General features: G+C 60.9%; 26 protein-coding genes. 9 read left to right on the top strand and 17 right to left on the bottom strand.

The window, feature by feature from the left end; translation table 11 throughout:
- The first annotated feature begins 45 nt into the window (after positions 1 to 45).
- Together ROS217_RS03995 and ROS217_RS03990 are read left to right on the top strand one after the other, a co-directional pair.
- Positions 46 to 624 (top strand): nitroreductase family protein, encoded by a 579-nt coding sequence (locus ROS217_RS03995; protein ID WP_009816383.1) that lies wholly within the window; start codon positions 46 to 48, stop codon positions 622 to 624.
- Positions 621 to 1325: an EI24 domain-containing protein gene (locus tag ROS217_RS03990; protein WP_009816382.1), complete on the top strand. Its 705-nt coding sequence runs from the start codon at positions 621 to 623 to the stop codon at positions 1323 to 1325. The genes ROS217_RS03995 and ROS217_RS03990 overlap by 4 nt, the downstream gene beginning before the upstream one ends.
- Here the strand turns inward: ROS217_RS03990 and ROS217_RS03985 are convergent.
- Together ROS217_RS03985 and mce are read right to left on the bottom strand one after the other, a co-directional pair.
- Positions 1294 to 1575 carry a DUF1467 family protein gene (locus tag ROS217_RS03985; protein ID WP_009816381.1) on the bottom strand — a complete coding sequence of 94 codons (282 nt, stop codon included), beginning with the start codon at positions 1573 to 1575 and terminating at the stop codon, positions 1294 to 1296. The two genes, ROS217_RS03990 and ROS217_RS03985, sit on opposite strands and share 32 nt — an antisense overlap.
- Positions 1575 to 1979 carry a methylmalonyl-CoA epimerase gene (mce, locus tag ROS217_RS03980; protein ID WP_009816380.1) on the bottom strand — a complete coding sequence of 135 codons (405 nt, stop codon included), beginning with the start codon at positions 1977 to 1979 and terminating at the stop codon, positions 1575 to 1577. The genes ROS217_RS03985 and mce overlap by 1 nt, the downstream gene beginning before the upstream one ends.
- A gap of 150 nt (positions 1980 to 2129) precedes the next feature.
- Between mce and ROS217_RS03975 the strand changes: the two genes are divergently transcribed.
- Genes ROS217_RS03975 through pdeM form a run of 3 tightly spaced genes read left to right on the top strand, consistent with a single transcriptional unit; the run spans position 2130 to position 6048 of the window.
- Complete coding sequence (locus tag ROS217_RS03975) at positions 2130 to 2831, top strand: response regulator (RefSeq protein WP_040651073.1); 702 nt, start codon at positions 2130 to 2132, stop codon at positions 2829 to 2831.
- 51 nt (positions 2832 to 2882) lie between these two features.
- Entirely contained in the window at positions 2883 to 5309 is a 2427-nt protein-coding gene (locus ROS217_RS03970; protein WP_009816378.1) for a ligase-associated DNA damage response DEXH box helicase, read from the top strand.
- 52 nt (positions 5310 to 5361) lie between these two features.
- A complete protein-coding gene (gene pdeM / locus ROS217_RS03965) occupies positions 5362 to 6048 on the top strand; it encodes a ligase-associated DNA damage response endonuclease PdeM (protein WP_009816377.1) in 687 nt (228 codons plus the stop codon).
- Here pdeM and ROS217_RS03960 read toward each other — a convergent pair.
- A complete protein-coding gene (locus ROS217_RS03960) occupies positions 6036 to 6851 on the bottom strand; it encodes a LytTR family DNA-binding domain-containing protein (RefSeq protein WP_254656371.1) in 816 nt (271 codons plus the stop codon). The genes pdeM and ROS217_RS03960 overlap by 13 nt on opposite strands.
- Before the next feature lie 135 nt (positions 6852 to 6986).
- Between ROS217_RS03960 and ROS217_RS03955 the strand changes: the two genes are divergently transcribed.
- The gene (locus tag ROS217_RS03955) at positions 6987 to 7400 is read left to right on the top strand and encodes a PaaI family thioesterase (RefSeq protein WP_009816375.1); all 414 of its coding nucleotides are present in this window, start codon (positions 6987 to 6989) and stop codon (positions 7398 to 7400) included.
- 27 nt (positions 7401 to 7427) lie between these two features.
- On the opposite strand, the gene ROS217_RS03950 is transcribed toward ROS217_RS03955, so the two are convergent.
- Positions 7428 to 8114 (bottom strand): class I SAM-dependent methyltransferase, encoded by a 687-nt coding sequence (locus ROS217_RS03950; protein WP_009816374.1) that lies wholly within the window; start codon positions 8112 to 8114, stop codon positions 7428 to 7430.
- A 94-nt stretch (positions 8115 to 8208) separates the two neighbouring features.
- Here ROS217_RS03950 and aat point away from each other — a divergent pair, with 94 nt between their 5' ends.
- Positions 8209 to 8850, top strand: coding sequence for a leucyl/phenylalanyl-tRNA--protein transferase (aat, locus tag ROS217_RS03945; RefSeq protein WP_009816373.1), 642 nt, complete (start codon positions 8209 to 8211; stop codon positions 8848 to 8850).
- Here the strand turns inward: aat and ROS217_RS03940 are convergent.
- From ROS217_RS03940 to ROS217_RS03920, 5 genes are all read right to left on the bottom strand, one after another.
- Positions 8817 to 9176 (bottom strand): DUF2155 domain-containing protein, encoded by a 360-nt coding sequence (locus tag ROS217_RS03940; protein WP_009816372.1) that lies wholly within the window; start codon positions 9174 to 9176, stop codon positions 8817 to 8819. The two genes, aat and ROS217_RS03940, sit on opposite strands and share 34 nt — an antisense overlap.
- On the bottom strand, positions 9173 to 9634 hold the full coding sequence (gene mlaD / locus ROS217_RS03935; RefSeq protein WP_009816371.1) for an outer membrane lipid asymmetry maintenance protein MlaD: 462 nt from the start codon (positions 9632 to 9634) through the stop codon (positions 9173 to 9175). Before mlaD ends, ROS217_RS03940 begins: the two co-directional genes overlap by 4 nt.
- Before the next feature lie 10 nt (positions 9635 to 9644).
- Entirely contained in the window at positions 9645 to 10028 is a 384-nt protein-coding gene (locus ROS217_RS03930) for an NADH:ubiquinone oxidoreductase subunit NDUFA12 (protein WP_009816370.1), read from the bottom strand.
- 169 nt (positions 10029 to 10197) lie between these two features.
- Positions 10198 to 11466 (bottom strand): ATP-dependent Clp protease ATP-binding subunit ClpX, encoded by a 1269-nt coding sequence (gene clpX, locus ROS217_RS03925; protein WP_009816369.1) that lies wholly within the window; start codon positions 11464 to 11466, stop codon positions 10198 to 10200.
- A 146-nt stretch (positions 11467 to 11612) separates the two neighbouring features.
- Positions 11613 to 12245 (bottom strand): ATP-dependent Clp protease proteolytic subunit, encoded by a 633-nt coding sequence (locus ROS217_RS03920; protein WP_009816368.1) that lies wholly within the window; start codon positions 12243 to 12245, stop codon positions 11613 to 11615.
- Between the two features lie 263 nt (positions 12246 to 12508).
- Between ROS217_RS03920 and ROS217_RS03915 the strand changes: the two genes are divergently transcribed.
- Entirely contained in the window at positions 12509 to 12847 is a 339-nt protein-coding gene (locus tag ROS217_RS03915; protein WP_009816367.1) for an ArsR/SmtB family transcription factor, read from the top strand.
- A gap of 19 nt (positions 12848 to 12866) precedes the next feature.
- Here ROS217_RS03915 and ROS217_RS03910 read toward each other — a convergent pair whose 3' ends face one another.
- From ROS217_RS03910 to ROS217_RS03875, 8 genes are all read right to left on the bottom strand, one after another.
- Complete coding sequence (locus tag ROS217_RS03910) at positions 12867 to 13451, bottom strand: carboxymuconolactone decarboxylase family protein (protein ID WP_040650337.1); 585 nt, start codon at positions 13449 to 13451, stop codon at positions 12867 to 12869.
- Between the two features lie 128 nt (positions 13452 to 13579).
- Positions 13580 to 14815 (bottom strand): acyl-CoA dehydrogenase family protein, encoded by a 1236-nt coding sequence (locus ROS217_RS03905; RefSeq protein ID WP_009816365.1) that lies wholly within the window; start codon positions 14813 to 14815, stop codon positions 13580 to 13582.
- Between the two features lie 71 nt (positions 14816 to 14886).
- Positions 14887 to 15915 (bottom strand): GlxA family transcriptional regulator, encoded by a 1029-nt coding sequence (locus tag ROS217_RS03900; RefSeq protein WP_009816364.1) that lies wholly within the window; start codon positions 15913 to 15915, stop codon positions 14887 to 14889.
- Complete coding sequence (locus ROS217_RS03895) at positions 15896 to 17002, bottom strand: ABC transporter ATP-binding protein (RefSeq protein WP_009816363.1); 1107 nt, start codon at positions 17000 to 17002, stop codon at positions 15896 to 15898. The genes ROS217_RS03900 and ROS217_RS03895 overlap by 20 nt, the downstream gene beginning before the upstream one ends.
- Positions 16999 to 17799, bottom strand: a complete 801-nt coding sequence (locus ROS217_RS03890) for an ABC transporter permease (protein WP_009816362.1) — start codon at positions 17797 to 17799, stop codon at positions 16999 to 17001. Before ROS217_RS03890 ends, ROS217_RS03895 begins: the two co-directional genes overlap by 4 nt.
- Positions 17796 to 18638, bottom strand: a complete 843-nt coding sequence (locus ROS217_RS03885; protein ID WP_009816361.1) for an ABC transporter permease — start codon at positions 18636 to 18638, stop codon at positions 17796 to 17798. The genes ROS217_RS03890 and ROS217_RS03885 overlap by 4 nt, the downstream gene beginning before the upstream one ends.
- Positions 18639 to 18714: 76 nt before the next feature.
- Positions 18715 to 19827: an extracellular solute-binding protein gene (locus ROS217_RS03880; protein WP_441295876.1), complete on the bottom strand. Its 1113-nt coding sequence runs from the start codon at positions 19825 to 19827 to the stop codon at positions 18715 to 18717.
- Between the two features lie 46 nt (positions 19828 to 19873).
- The gene (locus ROS217_RS03875) at positions 19874 to 20674 is read right to left on the bottom strand and encodes a creatininase (RefSeq protein ID WP_040651071.1); all 801 of its coding nucleotides are present in this window, start codon (positions 20672 to 20674) and stop codon (positions 19874 to 19876) included.
- 94 nt (positions 20675 to 20768) lie between these two features.
- Between ROS217_RS03875 and ROS217_RS03870 the strand changes: the two genes are divergently transcribed.
- Complete coding sequence (locus ROS217_RS03870) at positions 20769 to 21659, top strand: LysR substrate-binding domain-containing protein (RefSeq protein ID WP_009816358.1); 891 nt, start codon at positions 20769 to 20771, stop codon at positions 21657 to 21659.
- Positions 21660 to 21661 lie beyond the last annotated feature (2 nt).

Below are 21661 nucleotides of genomic sequence, written 5' to 3'. Positions count from 1 at the left end.
GCCTGCTTGCCGACATGTGGGGTGCTTTGCATGAGAAAGAGACCAATGCCCCAGCCCAATTCCGCCGCGTCAGAGTTCCTCCAGACCCGCCGCTCGCGCCCGGCCAAGACGCTGGTGCTGCCGGTGCCAAACAGGGCGGCGCTGCGCCCGCTCTTGGCCGCCGCAACCCGCGTGCCCGATCATGGTAAGCTGGAACCCTGGCGCCTGATCGTGCTGGAGCGCGCGGCGCTGGTGCGGCTTGCGGGGCTGGTGGCCGAGGCGGGCGCGCAGCTGGGCAAATCGCCCGAGGATATCGCCAAAGCCGAGACGCAATTCGCCGATGCGCATCTGGCCGTGGCAGTGATCGAGAGCCCGAAACCTTCGGAAAAAATTCCAGCCATCGAACAGACCTATTCGGCGGCCTGTGTCTGCCTCAGCCTCTTGAATGCTGCCCTTGCCGCCGGTTGGGGCGCCAATTGGCTGAGCGGCTGGCCCAGCCATGACCAAGGGTTCGCGCAGACCGCCCTTGGGCTGACCGAACACGAGCGCATCGCCGGGTTCCTCCATATCGGCACCGAAGGCGCCGCCCCGCCCGAGCGCCCGCGTCCCGAGATCGACAGCATCACAACCTGGGTTTCGGAATGATTTTTGCCAGTTTCTTCAAGGCCGTGGGCCAGATCGGCGATCCACGGTTCCGCAAGGTGCTGCTGTTGGGCGTGGGCCTGACGCTCGCCCTTCTGATCGCGACCTATGCCGGAGTGCTCTGGCTCATTCAGGCGGCGGTGGGCGACAGCACCACCCTGCCGCTATTGGGCGAGGTGACATGGCTGGGCGATCTCTTGAGCGGCGCGTCGTTCCTCTTGATGATCGTGCTGTCGGTCTTTCTGATGGTGCCCGTCGCCTCTGCCATAACCTCGATGTTTCTCGATGAGGTGGCGCAGGCGGTCGAGGACCGGCATTATCCGCATCTGACCCCGGCCAGTATCGTGCCCTTTGGCGAGGCGCTGCGCGACACGATCAACTTTCTCGGCGTGATCATCGGCGCGAATATCGTGGCGCTGCTCCTCTATGCGATCTTCACACCCTTCGCGCTCTTCATCTTTTGGGCGCTCAATGGCTATTTGCTGGGAATGGAATATTTCCAACTGGTGGCCATGCGCCGCGTCGGGCGGGAGGGGGCCAAGACACTCCGCCGCAAGCATCGCATGACGATCTGGGCGGCGGGTGTTTTGATGGCGATGCCGCTCTCGGTGCCCCTGGTGAACCTGTTGATCCCGATCCTTGGGGCCGCCACCTTCACCCATATCTTTCACGCTACGCAGGTGCGGCGCCACTCATCCGGTTGAATATATCGAGATCGCGCACGCTGATCACACCCGAAATGATCGTGCCACCAATGATGATCCAGAGCACCACGGCGATGGCGGTTGTGATCCAGGCCTTTTTCTTGAGGTGATGATGTTCGGGCGATCCGGCATGGGTGCCGGGCACGATCTTACCGACATCCCCTTGGGTCTGAATACGAATGGGCAGCACGACGAAAAACGTCATGAACCAGATCACGGCAAAGAGCACGATGGCCGAGGTAATGCCCATCAGACCTGCTCCAGTTCCACGAGGCAGCCGTTGAAATCCTTGGGATGCAGAAAGAGCACCGGCTTGCCATGTGCGCCGATCTTGGGCTCTCCGCTGCCCAGCACCCGCGCGCCGGTGGATTTCAGATGGTCGCGTGCGGCGATGATATCCTCGACCTCATAGCAGATATGGTGGATCCCGCCCGAGGGGTTCTTGTCCAGAAAGCTCTGGATCGGGCTGTTCTCACCCAAGGGATAGAGCAGTTCAATCTTGGTATTGGGCAACTCGATGAAAATCACCGTGACGCCATGATCCGGCTCGTCCTGCGGCGCGCCCACTTTTGCGCCCAGCGCATGGCGATATTGGTCAGCGGCGGCAGTCAGGTCTGGCACGGCGATGGCAACGTGATTGAGGCGTCCGATCATGGGGCGATCCTTTCGTGTGATTTGAGCCTGTTATGGGGATGATCTCGGGGCCTGACAAGCGACAGGGGGACGCAATCCGCGCATTAACCTCGCGTTCACCATAAGCGGGCCATGCTGTGGCTCGTATCGTCACAGAAGGATCAGCCCGATATGACCGGTCTTGACAGCCTCGCGCCCCAGCGCGCGCCAAACGCCCAACGCCCGCTCTTGGGTATGACTGTGCTCGCGGTCGAGGATAGCCGCTATGCCTCTGAGGCGCTGCGCCTGATGTGCCTGCGCAGCGGCGCGCGGATTCGGCGCGCGGATTGTCTGGCCTCCGCGCGGCGGCATCTGCAGGTGTACCGGCCTTCGGCGGTGATCGTCGATCTGGGCCTGCCGGATGGGCGCGGCGAAGAGCTGATTGCCGAACTTGACCGCGCAACTCCCCGTGTCGGCGTCATCCTTGCCACCAGCGGCGATGCCGGGGCAGAGGCGCGGGCGCGCAGCGCGGGGGCTGATGGGCTCTTGCTCAAACCGGTGGCCAGCCTTGGCATCTTTCAGCAAGAGGTGCTGCGGCACGTCCCCGCCGACCGGCGGCCCCTTGGCCCCTACGTGGTCCAAGATGACAGAATAAACCCCGATCCCTTAGCCTATCGCGACGATCTGGAGCATGTACAGAGCCTGCTGAGCCATGACCGATCGCCCGACATCCTGATCTATGCCGCGCAATTTCTGGCCAGCGTGGCCCGCGCGGCCAACGATGCGGTTCTGGCCGACGCGGCATCGGGTCTGGCAGGGCATTGTCCCGAGGCAGGCATCGCGCGGGTCAGCGGGCTGATCGCGACGCGGCTGGCGCAACAAGAGGCGATGTAGGGGGCGTCGTCCGACTTTGCTTTGCTGCGGCCCGCCGCTAGATAGGGCGTCATGTGCGTCCTGACCGCCCCTCTTGCAACGTGGTTTTCTGCCCGCAACTGGCAGCTTCACCCGCATCAGGCGGAGATGCTGGCGCGGGCGGACGACCCCGCAACGCTGCTCATCGCCCCCACCGGCGGGGGCAAGACGCTGGCGGGGTTTCTGCCGACGCTGGCCGATCTCGCCACAGGTGATCACACCGGGCTGCATACGCTCTATATCTCACCGCTCAAGGCGCTCGCGGCCGATATCCGGCGCAACCTGACCACGCCGGTCACGGACATGGGCCTGCCCATCCGGATCGAGGACCGCACCGTCGACACCTCCTCGCACACCAAGCGCCGCCAACGCGCCGACCCGCCCCATATCCTCTTGACCACGCCCGAAAGTCTGGCGCTGCTCACCTCTTACGAGGACGCGCCGCGCATTTTCGCAGGCCTGAAACGCGTCGTGATCGACGAGGTGCATGCCTTGGCCGAGAGCAAGCGCGGCGATCAACTCATGCTGGCGCTGACCCGGCTTCAGGCGCTCTGCCCCGAGATGCGGCGCGTGGGCTTATCGGCAACGGTCGAAGACCCGCCCGCCCTTGCGCGCTACATGGCCCATGGCAACAGCCCTTGCGCAATCCTCATGGCCGATCCGGGACCAGAGCCCGACATCGCCATGCTCGAAACCACAGAGCCGCCCCCTTGGGCCGGGGGCGGGGCCGCCTATGCGATCCCCGCCGTGCTGGATCAGGTGCGGCAGCACAAGACGACGCTGATTTTCCACAACACCCGCGCGCAGGCCGAGATTTTCTTTCACAACCTCTGGCTTGCCAATGACGAGGCGCTGCCCATCGCCATCCATCACGGCAGCCTTGACCGGGTGCAGCGCGAACGGGTCGAGGCGGCGATGGTGCGCGGCGATCTGCGCGCCGTCGTCTGCACCGGCAGTCTCGATTTGGGGCTGGATTGGGGCGATGTCGATCTGGTCATTCAGGTGGGCGCGCCCAAGAACGTCAAACGCCTTGTGCAGCGGATCGGGCGCGCCAATCACCGCTACAACGCGCCGTCCAAGGCGCTCCTCGTGCCCGCCAATCGGTTCGAAGTGGTGGAATGCCGCGCAGCCCTTGAGGCCGCGCGCGCCCGCGATCTGGATGGCGAGCCGCGCGGGCCGGGGCCGCGCGACGTGCTCTGCCAACATATCCTGATCCGCGCCTGTGCGGGGCCGTTCGACGCCGCGGCACTCTTTGCCGAAGTGACCGGGGCCGGGGCCTATGCCGCCCTCACCCGCGCCGATTTCGATGCCTGCCTCGAATTTTGCGCCACGGGGGGCTATGCGCTGCGGGCCTATGACCAATGGCAGCGCCTGCAACAGCGCGCCAATAGCCTCTGGCAATTGCGCGATCCGCGCTCTGCCCGGATCATCCGCATGAACATCGGCACCATTCAGGACACCGACACGCTCAAGGTGCGGCTGCGGCGCACGCGCGGCGGCAAACCCTTGGGCGAGATCGAAGAGGGCTTCGCCGCCACCCTCACCCCCGGCGATACATTCCTCATCGGCGGACAGATCGTGCGCTTTGAATCCTTGCGCGAGATGGTAGTGGAGGTCAGCCGCGATCCCGGTCGCAAGCCCAAGATTGCCACCTATATGGGCACCAAATTCGCCACCTCGACCCAGTTGTCAGAACGTATCCTGCAGATGCTTGGTGCCCCCGACTGGCCTGATCTGCCGGACCCTGTGCGCGACTGGCTGCATCTGCAACGGCAGGTGTCGCAAATGCCGGAACCCGACAGCCTGCTGATCGAGAGTTTTGCCCATGAGGCGCGCGAGCATCTCTGCATCTACGGCTTTGCGGGGCGCAACGCGATGCAGACGCTAGGCCTCTTGGTGACAAAACGGATGGAAGAGACGGGCTTGGCACCGCTGGGCTTTGTTGCCACCGATTACGCCACGCTGATCTGGGGGCTGGAGCCTGTGACGGATGCAGCGCCCCTTCTGGACCCCGACGCCCTGCGCGCGGGACTTGAAAGCTGGCTCATGTCCAACGCCGTGATGAAACGCACCTTTCGCGCCTCGGCCACCATTGCCGGGCTGATCCAGCGCAACACCCCCGGCGCGCGCAAGAATGGGCGGCAGGCGACGCTGTCGTCGGACATTCTCTATGACACGTTGGTGAAATACGATCCCGGTCACCTGCTCCTTGACATCACCCGGCAAGAGGCGATGCGCGGCCTCGTGGATTTTGGCCGGATCGAGGACATGCTGGCGCGCATCGCGAGGCGCGTCACCCTGCGGCGGCTGGCGCGAGTGAGTCCCTTGGCAGCACCGCTCTTTCTTGAGGCGGGGCGGATGCCGGTCGAAGGGGCGGCGCAAGAGCGGCTCTTGGCCGAGGAAAGCGCGCGGCTTCTGGCGGCGGCGGGCCTCGCGCCAATGCGCGAAATCACGCGCTAGCGCGACTGCGCATGCCCTTGCCATTCCGAACGCCAAAGGTCACCACTGCGACATGGACGGATACGGATTCACCCTCGCCGGCGCGGCGCTCACGGCCCTTCCCTCGGGCGCGCTCTATTGGGAGGCGCGCAATCTCCTGTGCGTGTCTGATCTCCACTTAGGCAAGGCGCTGCGCCGTGCCCGGTTGGGCGAGCCGCCCCTGCCCCCCTACGAGACCCGCGACACACTCACCCGGCTCGAAAGTGATCTGCGCCGCACCGGGGCGGCGACCGTCATCTGCCTTGGTGACAGTTTCGACGACAGCGCCGCCGCGGCCCACCTCCCCGATGCGGAAAAGCTCTGGATCGCCAAATTGCAGGCGGGGCGGCGTTGGGTCTGGATTGAGGGCAATCACGATCCGGGTCCGGTTGACCTTGGTGGCGCGCATATGGCCGAACTGCCGGTGCCGCCGCTCTGCTTTCGCCATATCGCCCACGCCGGTCAGAGCGGTGAAATCTCAGGCCATTACCACCCCAAGGTGCGGCTGGCGCTCAAAGGGTGCGGCCTGAGCCGCCCCGCCTTTCTGATAGACAGCGACCGGGTGATTCTGCCCGCTTTTGGCACCTATACGGGCGGCTTGTGGTCAGATGATCCAGTCCTCACCGGATTGATGCGCCCCGAAGCCATCGCCGTGCTCACAGGGGCCATGGTGCATGCGGTGCCGATGCCGCGCGCAGAGCGGTCCCGTCAACGACCCTGAGCGGAAACGTCGGGTGGCTCTAACAGACCCGCCGCCTCGAGATTCGGCCGGTACTTGCGGCTGACCGGCACCCGATCACCATTCTTGAGAAGCACAAAGACCTTGCCGCCACTGTGGCGCTCCATCCTCGAGATGGCGTCGATGGCGACCCAGTGCGATCTGTGCGTGCAAAATCCGGCCACCGGCTCCATCTCTTCGATGGCATCCACCAGACGCAAACGCAGGGTCTCTATGCCGACGCTGGTCGCCACCTCGACATAATGATTATTGGCAGTCAGCCGATGAATCTCTGCCATGGGCGGACAGGACAGCCGCCGGTGAAGCCGGGTTTGGGGGGAAATGTAGGGGTCTGTCTGGGGCCAATAGCTGGACGGGAATTCGGCGCCGATCTGTCGACGCACAACGAAAATGCCGCTCGCTATAAAAAAGGTGTTCAGAGTGATCTTGATGAGTGTCAGATCCTCATAGCCCAACACCGGGTCCAGCCAACCGCGCAATACCCAGATCAGAGGCCCGAGGAATATCCCGACAAGAAAACTTGCCCCGAGGTCGAACAGGGCCGGATGCCGGTGCTGCAAAAGCGCGCGCATGACCGCGCGTGCGGCGAATCCGATCACAAATCCAGCGGTGACAACCAACGACCAATAGACCATGCGGATCGGCATGCTCATTGTGTCATAGCTGCCGAACGGCCCGGCGAGCACCACAATACCCAGTGCCGCCGCCCAAACATAGAATGTGACAGACGAAAACAGGATCGAAAACGTTTCCACGAAATGCAGTCGAAGGTCAGTCCAGTTCAACGTACCACCCTTGCCCGTTCCCTTTCGATATGCATTTATCAGCCTGTGCGTTCTAGTCCAATCTAACGACAGCAACTCGGATCACTTTACTGTCAACTCAATACGACAATGTAATCAATGGGAAAGTCGGCACGAATGTCCCCTGACATCGAACAGACAATTCGGCAGAGCTTTGCCGCTCAGTCCATGATGACCACTCTTGGGGCGCGCTTGGTCGCGGTTTCCGCCGGTCAGATCGAGATCGAAGCCCCCATTCTGCCCGGAAGCCGCCAACAACACGGTTTTGGCCATGCCGGGTTGACCTTTGCCATTGGCGACAGCGCCGCGGGCTACGCGGCGCTCAGCATGATGCCCGAGGGGGCAGAGGTTCTGACAACCGAGATGAAGATCAATCTACTCGCACCGGCGCAGGGCGAGCGCCTGATCGCCCGTGGGCGGGTGATCAAGCCGGGGCGCCGTCTGGTGATAGTTCAGGCGGATGTGTATGCGCTCAGGGATGGGGCTGAAGCCCATATCGCGCTGCTCACGGGAACCATGATTCCCGTGTGACCTCGACAAGCGCCTTGCCGCATCCCATCAGGCTGTTTGCTCCGGTGTCAGTGTGAAACTGGCGCGCCGTTTGGGTCCGGTGGCATAGTAATCCTCAAGACCCTGCCGCACGTCGGGATCGAGCACGGTCCAGTCAATCCAGTCGAGATCAAAGCCGCTGTCAAAGGCGACCATTGCAACGGCCCCTTGGCTCGGCACCCGTGTCGGTCGCGCGCGCCCCGCCAGCGCTTCGCGCGAGCGTTCGATCCAGAGAATCGGGTCCTCAGAGGCGACAAACCAGCCATCCACCACCACGAGACGCGGCTCCAACTCACGGATCAGACCAAAGAGATCATGCAAATCCGCACCCTGGTCAAGCAGATCAAAAAGGATGACCACATCATATTGCCGCCCGGCCCGCACCTCGGATCGGATTTCCTCGATCGGGTCGGCACAGCGTAGATCAATACGTTCGCGCAATCCGACATCCGGCAATCGACCAAACCGCTCGCCCAGACTTGGATCGGTTTCAATCCCGACCACCTGCAACCCCCCCGCCGCCGCCAGCGCATAACACCATGCGCCATCCCCGGCCCCGACCAGCATCACCGACGAATCGGCAATGGCGTGGCGAAAGGCATCAATCAGCATGGCATGCCGCGCCTGCGCACGGTTGAACCCGCCCGTCCGGACATCGCCCGTTGTTTTGGCAAACCCATACCCCAGGATCGTCATCACACACCTATCACCCAGTATCGCCTTTGACCTTGTAACATGACAAAAGATACTGAACCCTTAAGCACCGACCGTTTTCAGCGCCACAGGCCCCATGACCACACCCCTGACCCCCGCCCTTTTGCTTCAGGCCTATGCCTCTGGCGTGTTTCCCATGTCAGAGCATCGTGACGATCCAGACGTGTTCTGGGTCGATCCGCATCACCGTGGCATTCTTCCGCTCGACGGCTTTCACATTTCGCGCTCTCTGGCACGCCGGATGCGTCAGGGTCACTATGAGGCGACGCTCAACCATGATTTCGAGGCGGTGGTGCTGGGCTGTGCAGACCGTGCCGATACATGGATCAGCCCACCGATCCATCGCGCATATCTCGCGCTCCATCAGCAGGGGCACGGGCATTCTCTGGAAATCTGGCAGGAGGGGCAGCTTGTCGGCGGGGTATACGGCGTGGCCCTTGGGGCCGCGTTCTTTGGCGAAAGCATGTTCTCACGCCGGACTGATGCCTCGAAACTGGCATTGGCCCATTTGACGGACCACCTTGCCCGCTGCGGGTTCAGCCTCTTTGACACGCAGTTCATCACCCCACATCTCGGGCGTCTTGGCGGACGTGAAATTCCGCGTGTTCAGTACCGCGCGCTCTTGCAAGAGGCGATGGAAACCGAGGCAGACATCACCAACCCGCCATTTGATCCCGATCCGAGTCAGATCTTGCAGCGCAAGACCCAGATGTCGTAGCGCGCATGTTCCAGCGCATTCAGCGCCGGAGACGAGGCCAACATCCAGCCTGAGAAAACCACAGCCCCACCATTCTGTTCGCGAATCGTCAGATAGGCATAGGAATCCCCGGCCGGGTTGCCTTCGGGATAGCGGCATTCGCCAAGCTCGACGTCAAGCGTGCCGAAGGCACCCATCTCACCATTCGCCAGGTCCAGATCACTGGCCTGACCATTGATCTTGTCGAGACCGCGCAGGATGGCGCCTTGTGCAACCGTCGCCACCTCTTGCGCCGCACCCGCACCAGCCGCGAGACAGAGGCCAAGGGTCAGCCAGAACGCTCTCATTGCGCGGCCCCATCCTCGCTTCCCGATACGAATTTCATCAGCAAGGAGACAAGGCTCACAGACCCTTGGGTGAATTCAATCTCGGACCCCGGTTCGACGTAGAACGGCGATCCACCGGGCATGATCTCGACGTAATTGCCGCCAAGAAGCCCCTCAGAGGAAATCGCAACGGCGCTGTCATCGGGCACGTTGATGCCGTCTTGCACGGTAAAGGTGGTTTTGGCGCGATAGGTCTCAGGGTCGAGCGCGATTTGCGTGACCCGTCCAACCTTGACGCCAGCCAGGCGCACATCAGTGCCCACACTCACCCCATCGGCGCTGCGGAAACTGGCGCTGAGCGGATATTCACCCGCTCCGCCGCTGGTCATGCCGGTGGTCTTGCCCGCATAGACCAGAAACCCGATTGCCACGGCTAGAACGACGCCGCCAACCAGAACCTCGGTTTTACTCTCTGACATATCTTGGCCCTTATTCCGGCGACCACGCCTCGTAGTCGCGCCGCTCTGCCGGTGCCGCGCGCCGGATTGACCCAGCGGGCGCATAGGCCAGTGGCGTGCCGGTCAAGTTCTCACTATGCGGCTTTTCCCACGACTTATGCGCAAGCGGTTTGTCGGTCGGCGGCTCTTTATAGGTGTGATGCAACCAGCCGTGCCAATCAGGGTCAACCCGACTTGCCTCGGCTTCGCCGTTAAAGATCACCCAGCGGCGTTTGTCGTCGCCGGTGCGGTAGAACGCATTGCCCTGCGCATCTTCACCCACCCGGACGCCCCTGCGCCACGTATAAAACTGAGTGTTGAGCGTCTGCCCGTTCCACCAGGTAACCGAGCGCAGCAAGGTGTTGAGAATGCCCATTCGACCCTCCGACATAATTCCCATCCGATATGGCGGATTTGACGGCGAAGGTCCAGTGCCCGTGGCGCCGCATCGCATCGCTCCGCCTGATGCGCGGTCCACCGTAATCGCGCCAAAGCAAAAGCCCGCAACGCGCGTTGCGGGCTCTGCGACTTGTAGTGCTTCAGGCTCAACCGGCGCTGGCGCCCTCTTTCTTGCCCTTGCTCTCGGCGTAAATGATCAACGGCGCGGCGTCTGAATTGACCGCTTCTTCGTTGACCAAAACCTCTTCGACATGCTCCATGCTGGGCAGGTCGAACATGGTATCGAGCAGGATATCTTCGAGGATCGAGCGTAGCCCGCGCGCGCCCGTCTTGCGCGCGATGGCACGCTTTGAGATGGCCTTGAGCGCGTCATCGGTAAAGCTGAGTTGCGCACCTTCCAACTCAAACAGCCGTTGGTATTGCTTCACAAGGGCGTTCTTTGGCTGGGTCAGAATGGTAACCAGCGCGTCTTCATCCAGATCCTCAAGCGTCGCAATCACGGGCAGACGTCCGACAAATTCCGGGATCAGACCGAATTTCAGCAAATCCTCGGGCTCCAGATCGGTAAAGATCTCGCCAATTCCGCGCGCATCATTGTCACGCACATCGGCACCAAAGCCCATGGCGCTCCCCTTGCCGCGCTGCGCGATGATCTTGTCGAGACCGGCAAAGGCCCCGCCGCAGATGAAGAGGATATTCGTGGTGTCCACTTGCAGGAATTCCTGCTGCGGATGCTTGCGCCCGCCCTGTGGCGGCACGGCGGCAACCGTGCCTTCCATCAGCTTGAGCAGCGCCTGCTGCACGCCCTCACCCGACACGTCGCGGGTGATCGAAGGATTCTCGGACTTGCGCGTGATCTTGTCGACCTCGTCGATATAGACGATGCCACGCTGCGCGCGCTCGACATTATATTCAGACGATTGCAGCAGCTTGAGGATGATATTCTCCACATCCTCGCCCACATAGCCCGCCTCGGTCAGCGTTGTGGCATCGGCCATGGTAAAGGGCACGTCGAGAATCCGCGCCAGCGTCTGCGCCAGCAATGTCTTGCCGCAGCCCGTTGGCCCGATCAGCAGAATATTCGATTTGCTGAGTTCAATGTCGCTCTTGCCGGAATTGTTCAGACGCTTGTAGTGGTTGTGCACCGCCACCGACAAAACCTTTTTGGCGCGCGCCTGACCGATGACATAATCGTCAAGAACCTTGCAGATGTCGCGCGGCGCAGGGATACCTTCGCTCGATTTGATACCGGCGGTCTTGGTCTCTTCGCGAATGATATCCATGCAGAGTTCGACGCATTCATCGCAGATGAACACGGTCGGACCGGCGATCAGTTTGCGCACCTCATGCTGGCTCTTGCCGCAAAAGCTGCAATAGAGCGTGTTCTTGCTGTCGCCGCTTGAGTTATTCGCCATTCCGTACCTTTCGGGCCCTGCGCCGTCTGCCGTCCGCGCGCCCCGCGCGGGGCCTCGTCTGTGATCTGTGCTACCCGTCAGCTTAAGTCAGGCCGTATGGCACCACAATCCGAAAATATCCGGCCCGCCCTCGGGCCGGATCACGTTTATTTCTTCGCCTCGTCGACTTTGTCACGGTTGGCCACGATCTCGTCGATCAATCCCCAGGCCTTGGCCTCGTCCGGCGACATGAAATTGTCCCGCTCAAGCGCCTCTTCGACCTTTTTCAGCGTCTGTCCGGTGTGCCGGACATAGATTTCGTTCAACCGATCCTTGAGCTTTTGCGTCTCACGCGCGTGGATCATGATATCGGTCGCCTGACCCTGATAGCCACCCGAAGGCTGGTGAACCATGACCCGGCTATTGGGCAGCGAGAACCGCATCCCCGGCTCGCCCGCCGTGAGCAAGAGACTGCCCATGCTCGCGGCCTGACCCACGACCAGCGTGCTGACCTTGGGCTTGATGTATTGCATCGTATCATAGATCGACAGACCCGAGGTCACGACCCCGCCGGGGCTGTTGATATACATACTGATTTCCTTGGACGGATTCTCCGCCTCAAGATGCAAGAGCTGTGCCACAATGAGGCTCGACATGCCGTCATGCACCGGACCGCTCAGAAAAATGATCCGCTCCTTGAGCAGACGCGAGAAAATATCATAGGCCCGCTCGCCCCGGCTGGTCTGTTCAACCACCATCGGAACGAGGGTGTTCATATAGATGTCCATAGGGTCTTTCATCACAGCCCGCCTGTCCTGCGCCCAACCGATGCTGTCGGGCTTATTAAATCATTCCAACCGTAACCGGCCAGTTCCTAAAGGAGTCTTAGTGTTGCGCCCAAGGGGCTGCAAGGGCATCGCTCGAATTTGTGGCAGCGCCTCGGGCGGGATGGCGCTTTGCGCGCCACATCTGGTCACTTTTTCACAGGATTGCCCCGCCAGCTTTTGCAAATCCGACAAAAACGCCCTAAGTAAACGAGGACCACGCTCAGGAATCTCGGAAAATGCCCCTTCCCATTCTCGATGACACACTTGATCCGGCAGAAATGGATCGCATGGTCGATAATGCGACCAATGCCGCAAACTTCCTCAAGGCCATCAGCCATGAGGGAAGGTTGATGATTCTCTGCCATCTGGTGTCGGGCGAGCGATCGGTGACAGAACTTGAAACCTTGCTCTCGGCGCGTCAGGCGGCGGTGTCGCAGCAATTGTCCCGCCTGCGGCTCGAAGGGCTGGTGACGGCGCGGCGCGACGGCAAGACGATATACTACAGCCTTGCGGATGATCGGCCCCGCAAGGTGCTCGAAGTGGTGTACGAGTTGTTCTGCGCCCCCAACACCTGAGGGCGCAGACATCCGGAACTCAGGCCGGTTCGACCGTCTTGTCGACGGTAAAGGGCGCAAAGACCTCATCCACATCCGTGTGATTGACGTGATTGGCATAGTTGCTGATCGTCTTGACCGCCAAGGCCAAAATGATCTCCAGCACATGCACATCGCCGTATCCTGCGGCCTTGAACGCCTCGGCGTCGGCCTTGGTCGGCAGACCGCGTGTCTCCCACATTTGATGGGTGAACTTGCGCAGCGCCTCCAGCTTGGCATCGCTCAGCGGCTTGCCGTCGCGCAGCGCCTGCGTATGCGCCTCGCCCAGCTTGGACATCTTGATCGCCAGCATCGAATGCGCGGCGGTGCAATAGTCACAGCCATTGGCCAGCGAGATGGTCAGAAACACAACCTCTTGCTCGGGCGGGGTGAAATTGCCCGACTCGCGATAGAGCGCGTAGCCATGCAGATAGGTGGACAAGAGGCCGGGATTGACGGCCATGCCGCGATACATATTGGGCACGAACCCCAGCTTGGCGCGCGCGCGCTCTAACAAGTCCTTGGCCTTACCAGCGGCCTGATCGTCACTCACGGGGGGTGTCTCCACTCGAAACTCAGCAGTCATGGACCTCTCCTTTGCGTGTGATGTGGTCACCGTGCAGCTAATCAGAGGCGCAAGTTTTTGAAACCGCTTGACCGTTCACCAAAGCGTGAGATGCGTTCCCTGCCGCAGAACCCCTTGTGCGAAAACGCTCAGACCTTTGCTTGTGTATATTGACGCAACTCGGCGCGCGCCACTTGCCTGCGATGCACCGCGTCCGGGCCATCTGCCAGACGCAGCGTGCGCACATGCGTCCACATCGCCGCCAGCGGCACATCCTGCGAAATGCCCTGCGCGCCGAACATCTGCACCGCCTCGTCGATCACCTTGAGCGCCACACGGGGCGCCACCACCTTGATCTGACTGATCCACGGGGCCGCCGCGCGCGCATCGCCCTGATCCATCATCCACGCGGCCTTGAGACACAGCAAACGCGCCTGTTCAATCTCCATGCGGCATTCCGCGATGATGTCGTAATTCGCCCCCAACTGCGCCAGCGGCTTGCCGAACGCCTCCCGCGCCAGCGCACGTTTGCACATCATCTCAAGCGCCGCCTCGGCCTGCCCTATGGCGCGCATACAATGGTGAATACGCCCCGGCCCAAGCCGCCCTTGGGCAATCTCGAACCCCCGCCCCTCACCCAAGAGCAGGTTCTCCGCTGGCACGCGCACAGTCTCGAACTTGAAATGCATATGCCCATGCGGCGCATCGTCATGGCCGTAGACCTGCATCGGGCGCAGTTTCTCGATACCGGGCGTATCAGCAGGCACAACAATCATCGAATGACGCTGATGCTTGGGCAGGTCATCGCCGCCGGTTTTCACCATCACGATATAGACCTTGCAGCGTGGATCACCCGCGCCCGTCGCCCACCATTTCTGGCCGTTCAGCACATAATGATCGCCATCCCGCACACAGGACATCGCGATATTGGTGGCGTCGGAACTGGCAACATCCGGTTCTGTCATCAGATAGGCGCTGCGAATATCCCCCTCCAAGAGCGGTGCCAGCCACTGCGCCTTCATCGCCTCGGTGCCATAGCGCTCGAACACCTCCATATTGCCGGTGTCGGGCGCGTTGCAGTTGAACACCTCGGCCCCCATCGGGGTCTTGCCCATGGCCTCGGCGAAATAGGCGTATTCCACCGTGCTCAGGCCAAAGCCCCGCGCGCTGTCGGTCAGCCAGAAATTCCACAGCCCCTCCGCCTTGGCACGCGCCTTGAGCCCCTCCAGAATCTCGGCCTGTCGCGGCGTGTATCCCCACCGCTCCCCCTTGCCGATTTCCGCGTAATACTCAGCCTCCAGCGGCATGATCTCGTCGCGCACCATTGCTGCCACCCGCGCCAAAAGCGCACGCATCTCGGGGCGCATTCCCAAATTCATGTCCATATCACCGGCCCTTTGCTGTCAGTTGCCCCCAATTGACAACATCACCTGCGCGGCGACAAGCGCTGTCGCACTCAGCCCGCCCGCCGATATTGCCCCGGCGAATGACCAAAGCGGCTGCGGAAGGTCTTGATGAACACCATGGGCGAGGCAAAGCCAGAGGCCATGGCAATCTCGGTCACACTCAAATCCGTTTCCCGCAAGAGGCTCCGGCCATGATCCAGCCGCAGATCGCGGAAAAAACGATAGGGCGTCTTGCGCAGGTATTTCACAAAGAGCCGCTCCATCTGACGACGCGAACAGCCTGCCGCATCGGCCAGATCATCCATGCTGATCGGCGTCTCGATATTGGTCTGCATCACCTTAATCGCCCGCACCAACAGCGGATTGCGGCTATCCAGTGCATTGCTGATCGAGGCGCGCTGCGGGCCGCGCTCGGCCCGTCGCTGGCTATAGAGGCACATATCGGCCACCACATCCGCGAAAGAGCGACCATAATCGGACTCGATCATTTCCAACATCATATCGGTGGCCCCGACCCCGCCGCCGCAGGTGAAAATCCCGCCATCCACCTCATAGGTGTTGCCCGTCACCTCGACCTCGGGGAATTTCTCACGAAAGGCGGGTTGGTTTTCCCAATGCAGCGTTGCACGCCGCCCCTCCAGCAGCCCCGCCTGCGCCAGTGAAATCGCCCCGGTGCAGATACCGCCCACGCGCCCACCAAAGCGCGCATGCTGGCGCAGCAGCGACAGCAAATTCTTGCTGCCCGCGCCGGTGCGCACTGTGCCGCCGCACACCACAAGATCGGTCTCACGCGGAAAGCTCCCGAGCCCTTGATCGACATTTACGGACATGGCGCAAGAGCTGACCGCCGGCTCCCCATCCTGAGAGGTGACCGTCCAGCGATAGAGCGGGCGCTGCGCCAGTTGATTGGCGATGCGCAGTGGATCAAGCGCCGCGCTGAATGCCAGCAGCGTGAAATCCGGCAAGAGGTGAAAGGCGAAATGCCGGGCGGGTTTGGTGGTCTCGATCGCAAAGAATGCCGCCCCCTGCGGCACAATCGCCTTGCGCGTCACATGAGCGTCATTCTCCGGGTAGGACATGACAGGCTTCTGGCTCCCAATGCAGATTCAGGGGGCTTCCTGAATGCAGATCAATAGAGGCCAGTTCACCATGACTTTTCTGCACCTTCAACTCCTCACCTGCGTCCGTCTCAAGAAAGACGATGGCCGAGGCACCGACAAACTCCTCGCCCACCACCCGCGCGCGAAGACCCGGAACGCCCGTATCTGCGGCGCTGATCTGCATCTTTTCGGCGCTGACGACAAAGGACACCGTATCGCCGACCGATTTCACCGGCGTCGGACCAGCCTTGACCGCAAAGCGGCCATGCGCCGTCTCGACCTGCCACAGATCGCCGGATTTCTCGACCAGCTTGCCGGTAAAGATATTGGCCGAGCCAAGGAACTCCGCCACGAACCGATTGCGCGGCGCATGATAGATTTCCTGCGGCGTGCCGATCTGTTCAATCTTGCCCCGGCTCATGATCACCACCCGGTCGGCCATCGAAAACGCCTCGGACATGGAATGGGTGACATAAACGAACGTGATGCCCAGATCCTTTTGCAGATTGGATAGAACCGCCTGCATCCGCACCTTGAGATGCGCATCGAGCGCCGAAAGCGGCTCATCCAGCAACAGGATTTTCGGCTCTGTCACCAGCGCGCGGGCCAGTGCCACACGCTGCCGCTGACCACCCGACAATTGCGAGACATTGCGATCCGCGAATTCGAGGATCTGCATTTTATCCAGCCATTTGCGCGCCCGCTCTATGCGTTCAGCCGTGCTGACGCCGCGCATCTTGAGGCTGAATTCAACGTTTTCCTGCACCGTGAGAAACGGAAACAGCGCCAAACTCTGCCAGACCATCGGCGTGTCACGGTCCCATGTCGCCTTGCCGTTCACCCGCGCCCCGTCGAGATAGATATTGCCTTCGCTCGGGTCCTCCAACCCCGCCAGCATGCGCAACGTCGTGGTCTTGCCACAGCCCGACGAGCCCATGATCGCCAGAAACTCGCCGCGCCCGATCTCGAAATCCGCGCGTTCCACGGCGGTGAACTCACCAAACCTCTTGACCACACCTTCCAGCCTGACAATGGCCTCGGATTTTACGGGGGTTTGCATGTTCATGACTTTTCCTTTGTCGAATTGCGCAAGAGCATCTGCGCAAGGATGATCAGCGTGATGGAACTCAGAAAGGCGAGCGAGCCGATGGCGTTGATCCGCGGGCTGACCTGCCCCTGAAGAAACCCGAGGATTTTCACCGGCAGCGTTTCATTCAGGCCCGAAACGAACCACGCCACTGCAAATTCGTCGAACGACACCGCCATGGTGATGAACAGCGCGGCGAATATCGCGGGCTTGGTAAAGGGGATGATGACATGGCGCAGCGTCGCCCATTCATTGCCCCCCAGATTCCACGATGCCGCCTCCAGGTCCGGGTCCATCTGCGACAGGCGCAGGCGGATGATCGCCATGGCAAAGGGGCTGCACATCACGCCATGCGCGATGATGATGGAAATCGCACTCCCCGACAGGTTCACCCGCGACAGAAACGCCAGCATCGCCAACCCCATGATCACCACCGGAATGGTGGGCGGCAAGAGCGCCAGCGCGAGATAGACGTTCTTGCCAAAAAAGTTGTAGCGAAAATCGGTATAGGCCCCGCCAAAGCCCAGCACCGTCGCAATCACCGCCACAATCAGCCCCACGAGCACGGTATTCAGGAACCCGGCCCAGACGAACGGGTCTTCCCAGATCAGCCGATACCACTCGGTCGAGAAATGCCCCAAGGGCAGCGACGGGAACCGGTCTGAATTGAGCGAAAAGACAAAACTTCCAAGGATCGGCGCAAAGATAAAGACTACGCAGACCGCGATATGCAGTTTCAGGGCGCCATTGATCAGGCGATTGTCATTGCCGGTCATTTGCCGCGCTCCTTATAGGCATAGGTGATGGCGGCAAAGGCCACGGTCAGCAGCGTGCCGATCATCATCAATGCGACCACAGCGGCGCGGGGCCATTGCTGGCCAGATTTGGTGATATCGGTGATCAGGATCGAGAGCGTCGGCGGATTGCCCCCGCCCAGATAAAGCGGGCTGACGAAATCACCGAACGACAGGATAAAGGCAAAGAGCGCCGCAATCACCAGACCCACCCGCGCCGAAGGCACGATCACCGAAAACACCGTGCGCAGCCGCCCGCAGCGCAGATTATGCGCCGCCTCGACCAGATCGCGATTGACGAAATTGAGACTGAACACCTGCAACAGTATCACCAGCGGCAGGCAGAGCGTGACCATGCCCACCAGTGTCCCAAACGTGGTGTTGAGCATCCCGAACGGCCCAATCCCCAGCATCCCCAGCGCTGCGTTGATGATCCCCCCATCCGACAGAAACACTTGCAGCGCATAGATACGCACAAGGTAGCTGGTGAAAAACGGGATAATCAGCACGAAAATCACCCATTGCTTGACCCGCTCCGACAGTTTGAACGAAATCGCATAGGCCGCCGGAAAGGCGATGACGCTGGTCAGAACAGTGCTCGCCGTGGCCAGGATGGCGCTGCGTGCATAGGCATCCCAAAAGGTGCCGCGCGTCAGAATACGTTCCCAGTTTCCGAAATTCAGGTCCGGCATCATCTGGAAATTGCGCACGGTCCAGAAACTGATGGCAATCAGGAAAAGCAGCGGTACGGCAAAAAACGCCAACTGCCAGATCAAGAGCGGCAGCGCCAAAGTGAGCGAGAATAGGCTGGGTCGGGTCATGGAATGCGGCTTTCTCAGAGGCAAGAGGACAGTGCCGGGGTCTGGGGAGAAAGAGACCCCGGCCAAGCGCCTTGCGTCAGGCGCCCTTGTAGTCGGACCAGAAGTCGTTCCAGTCCTCTAGGCTCTGTTGTACGGGCAATTGGCGATACTGGATACGCCCCTCGCGGATCATGTCCATCGCGTTATGCTGGCCCAGCAGCATATTCTGCCGCTTGGCCTCGGCGGGATTGGTGGCGTTGAGCACCTCCCATCCCTTCTTGTTGGGGATGAGCGCGGGATAGGCTGCCATATCAGCGGATTTTGCCTGACCTTCGGCCGAGGTGATCCACTGGATCCACTTGCGCGCCATGTCGTAGTTTTGCGTGCCCTTGCCAATCGAAAAGGACTCGGTCCACTGCAACCCGCCCTCGTCGGGGATGGTGGTGCGGACCTTGGCACCGTTCTTTTCCAGAACACCGGTGATCCAGTCGCCGATCCCGGCAAAGACCAGCATCTGCCCGTCATTGAGAGATGAGAACGTGCCGCCATAGTCAAAGAATCCGCCGACCTGACCGCGCAGCGCCATCGTGGCCTCTTGCACCTTGTCCCAGCCCGCCGCGTCGATGTCATAAGCAGACCCATTGCCCGCCGAGAGGCTCATTTGCCCAAGGTTCGGCAGATGCCAGTCGAAATGTCCCAGTTTGCCGGTGACACGGGCATCCGAGAACACCGAATAGCTGGCCGCGTCCTTCTCGCTCAGCACGTCGGTGTTATGCGCCACACCGAGGAAGCCAAAGCGCGTGATCACCGAATAGAGCGTATCGCCCTGCCAATGACCGGGGAATTTCTGGAACTCCGGGTAGAAATCGTCAAAGGCGTAATCGGCGGCATCGAGCGCCTCGATATAACCCGCCGCATTCAACTGCTGCACATATTCGGCATCCGACAGGATCACGTCATAGGTGCCCGCCGGAGATTGCGCGATCAGGCCAAGCATATTGTCACCGCCGGTATAGTATTTCGGCGTGAACTTGACGTTGTTCTCTTCTTCAAAGGCCCCAACGATATCGGGCTCCGCATGGCCGTACCAGGCCAGCATCGACAGATTGACGGTCTGTGCCGACGCCCGGATCGACAGAAACGGCGTGGCGAGTGCGGCCCCTGCGGTCATTTTCAAGAGATGTCGGCGGGTCGGGGTTCTCAGGGTCATTGTGTTCTCCTTGTTGGCATGCATTTATTCTTTGTTTTCAATCTCGTCACTCAGCCGCCACGCGGTCGCGCGTCGCAAACTCGGTGCGCAGCGCGGCCACGATGCCGCGCGTGCAGACATCAATCAGGATGTCGCCCTTTTCAGCGCTGGCATTTTTGGGTGAGGACAGCGTGCCGCTGGCGGGCGTCCATTCGGGATGCGGCGGATAGACATCATAGGGCGGAAAGCTGGCAGGCGCATGATCGACCGCCCGCTCCAGCGACACAAGGTCCGGATAGAGCCGCAGCATCAGCGAGGTTTCCAGCACACCGCCATGCTCGATATCCCAGCCCAGAAATCCCTCGGGATAGAGCTTTGCAATCGCCGCCTGATCGACAAAATCCCAGTAGGACAGCACCACGACCTTGGTGTCATGGATGCCCGACCAGCCCAATTCGCGCAGCGCAAGGTCGATCCCCTCGGCAATGAACCATGAATTCTCGAAATGGCCATTCACGATGCAGATCTGACGATTGCCGTGGCGCGCAAACTCGCGGATCACATCCTTGAGCGCATTCACAAGGCTGGCACCATCAAGGCTGGTCGTGCCCGGAAAGAAATTGCCACCACCGGATTTCTGCTGCGACTTGTACCCATAGGTAAAGGGCGGTGCGACAAGCCCGCCCACCTCAACCGCAGCGCGGCGCGCAAATTCGGTGGGCAAGAGCACATCGACATGCATCGGCATATGGTGACCATGCTGCTCCATAGAGCCCAGCGGGATGAGAATCGGCACAGCCCCCCGCGCCACCCGTCGCTGATACTCAGGCCAAGCTAATTCTGCTGCAAAAACGGTATCTTGGGCCATTTCGTTGCCTTTCTTTTCGGATTGGCTGATCCTAGAACAGCTTGCCTCATGCGCAAAATTCATAGTAGCAATGAGTGAATAAGGATTCTTAATCATGCGCCATTTCGTAAACCTGCAAACCGACCTGATCCGCACCTTTGTCACCGTGGTGGACCTTGGCAACTACACTGAAACCGGTCACGTTCTGGGTCGCACGCAACCTGCAATTTCCCTCCAGATCAAGCGGTTGGAGGATCTGGTCGGCGCCAAGCTCCTGCATCACAAGGGCAAGGTTCTGGATCTGACACCGCAGGGTCACGCCCTCATCGGCTATGCCCGCGAGATGCTGCGCCTGAATGATCGCGCCGTTGCCAACCTGCACGAGGCTCAATTCATGGGCACGCTGCGGGTGGGTTTGCCCACCGATTACGCGATTGGATATTTTCAGCGCATCATCGCCGATTTCGCCCGCACCAATCCTGACGTTACTTTTGACATCCGCTGCGACTGGAGCCGCAATATCCTGAGCCAATTGCATGTCGATGACTTGGACCTTGCCATCGCCATCACCGATACGATGCCCGCGCCCTATGTCTCGCTCTACTGGTCCGAACGCCCCTTTTGGGTCTGCGGGCGTGACTATCAATTCTCGCTCGACAAGCCGGTCCAAATCATCGCCCACCCCAAGGGCTGCTTTTACCGCAAGCGGATGATTGACGCCCTGAACACCGAGGGGCGCGAGTGGCGCATCTGCTTCGAGAGCCCCGGCATCACGGCGGTGCAAAATGCCGTTCTGGATGGGATGGGCGTGACGGCCCTCACCAAAAAGACGTTGCTGCCCGGCATGCGCGTCCTCTCGCCCAAAGAGGGATTTCCACCCCTCGCCAATCTGCACGTCGGGCTCTTTTACAAACATATCAAAGCCTCTGACGCGGCGCTGAAACTGATCGAACAGATCACCGAAGGGGTCAGCGCGTTCCGCAAACCAACGCATGCGCGCAGCTAGTC

The organism is Roseovarius sp. 217 (assembly GCF_000152845.1).
In the GTDB taxonomy this organism is placed as follows: Bacteria; Pseudomonadota; Alphaproteobacteria; order Rhodobacterales; family Rhodobacteraceae; genus Roseovarius.
Note: the sequence above shows the minus strand (reverse complement) of the source record. Positions and strands in the feature narration are given on the sequence as shown.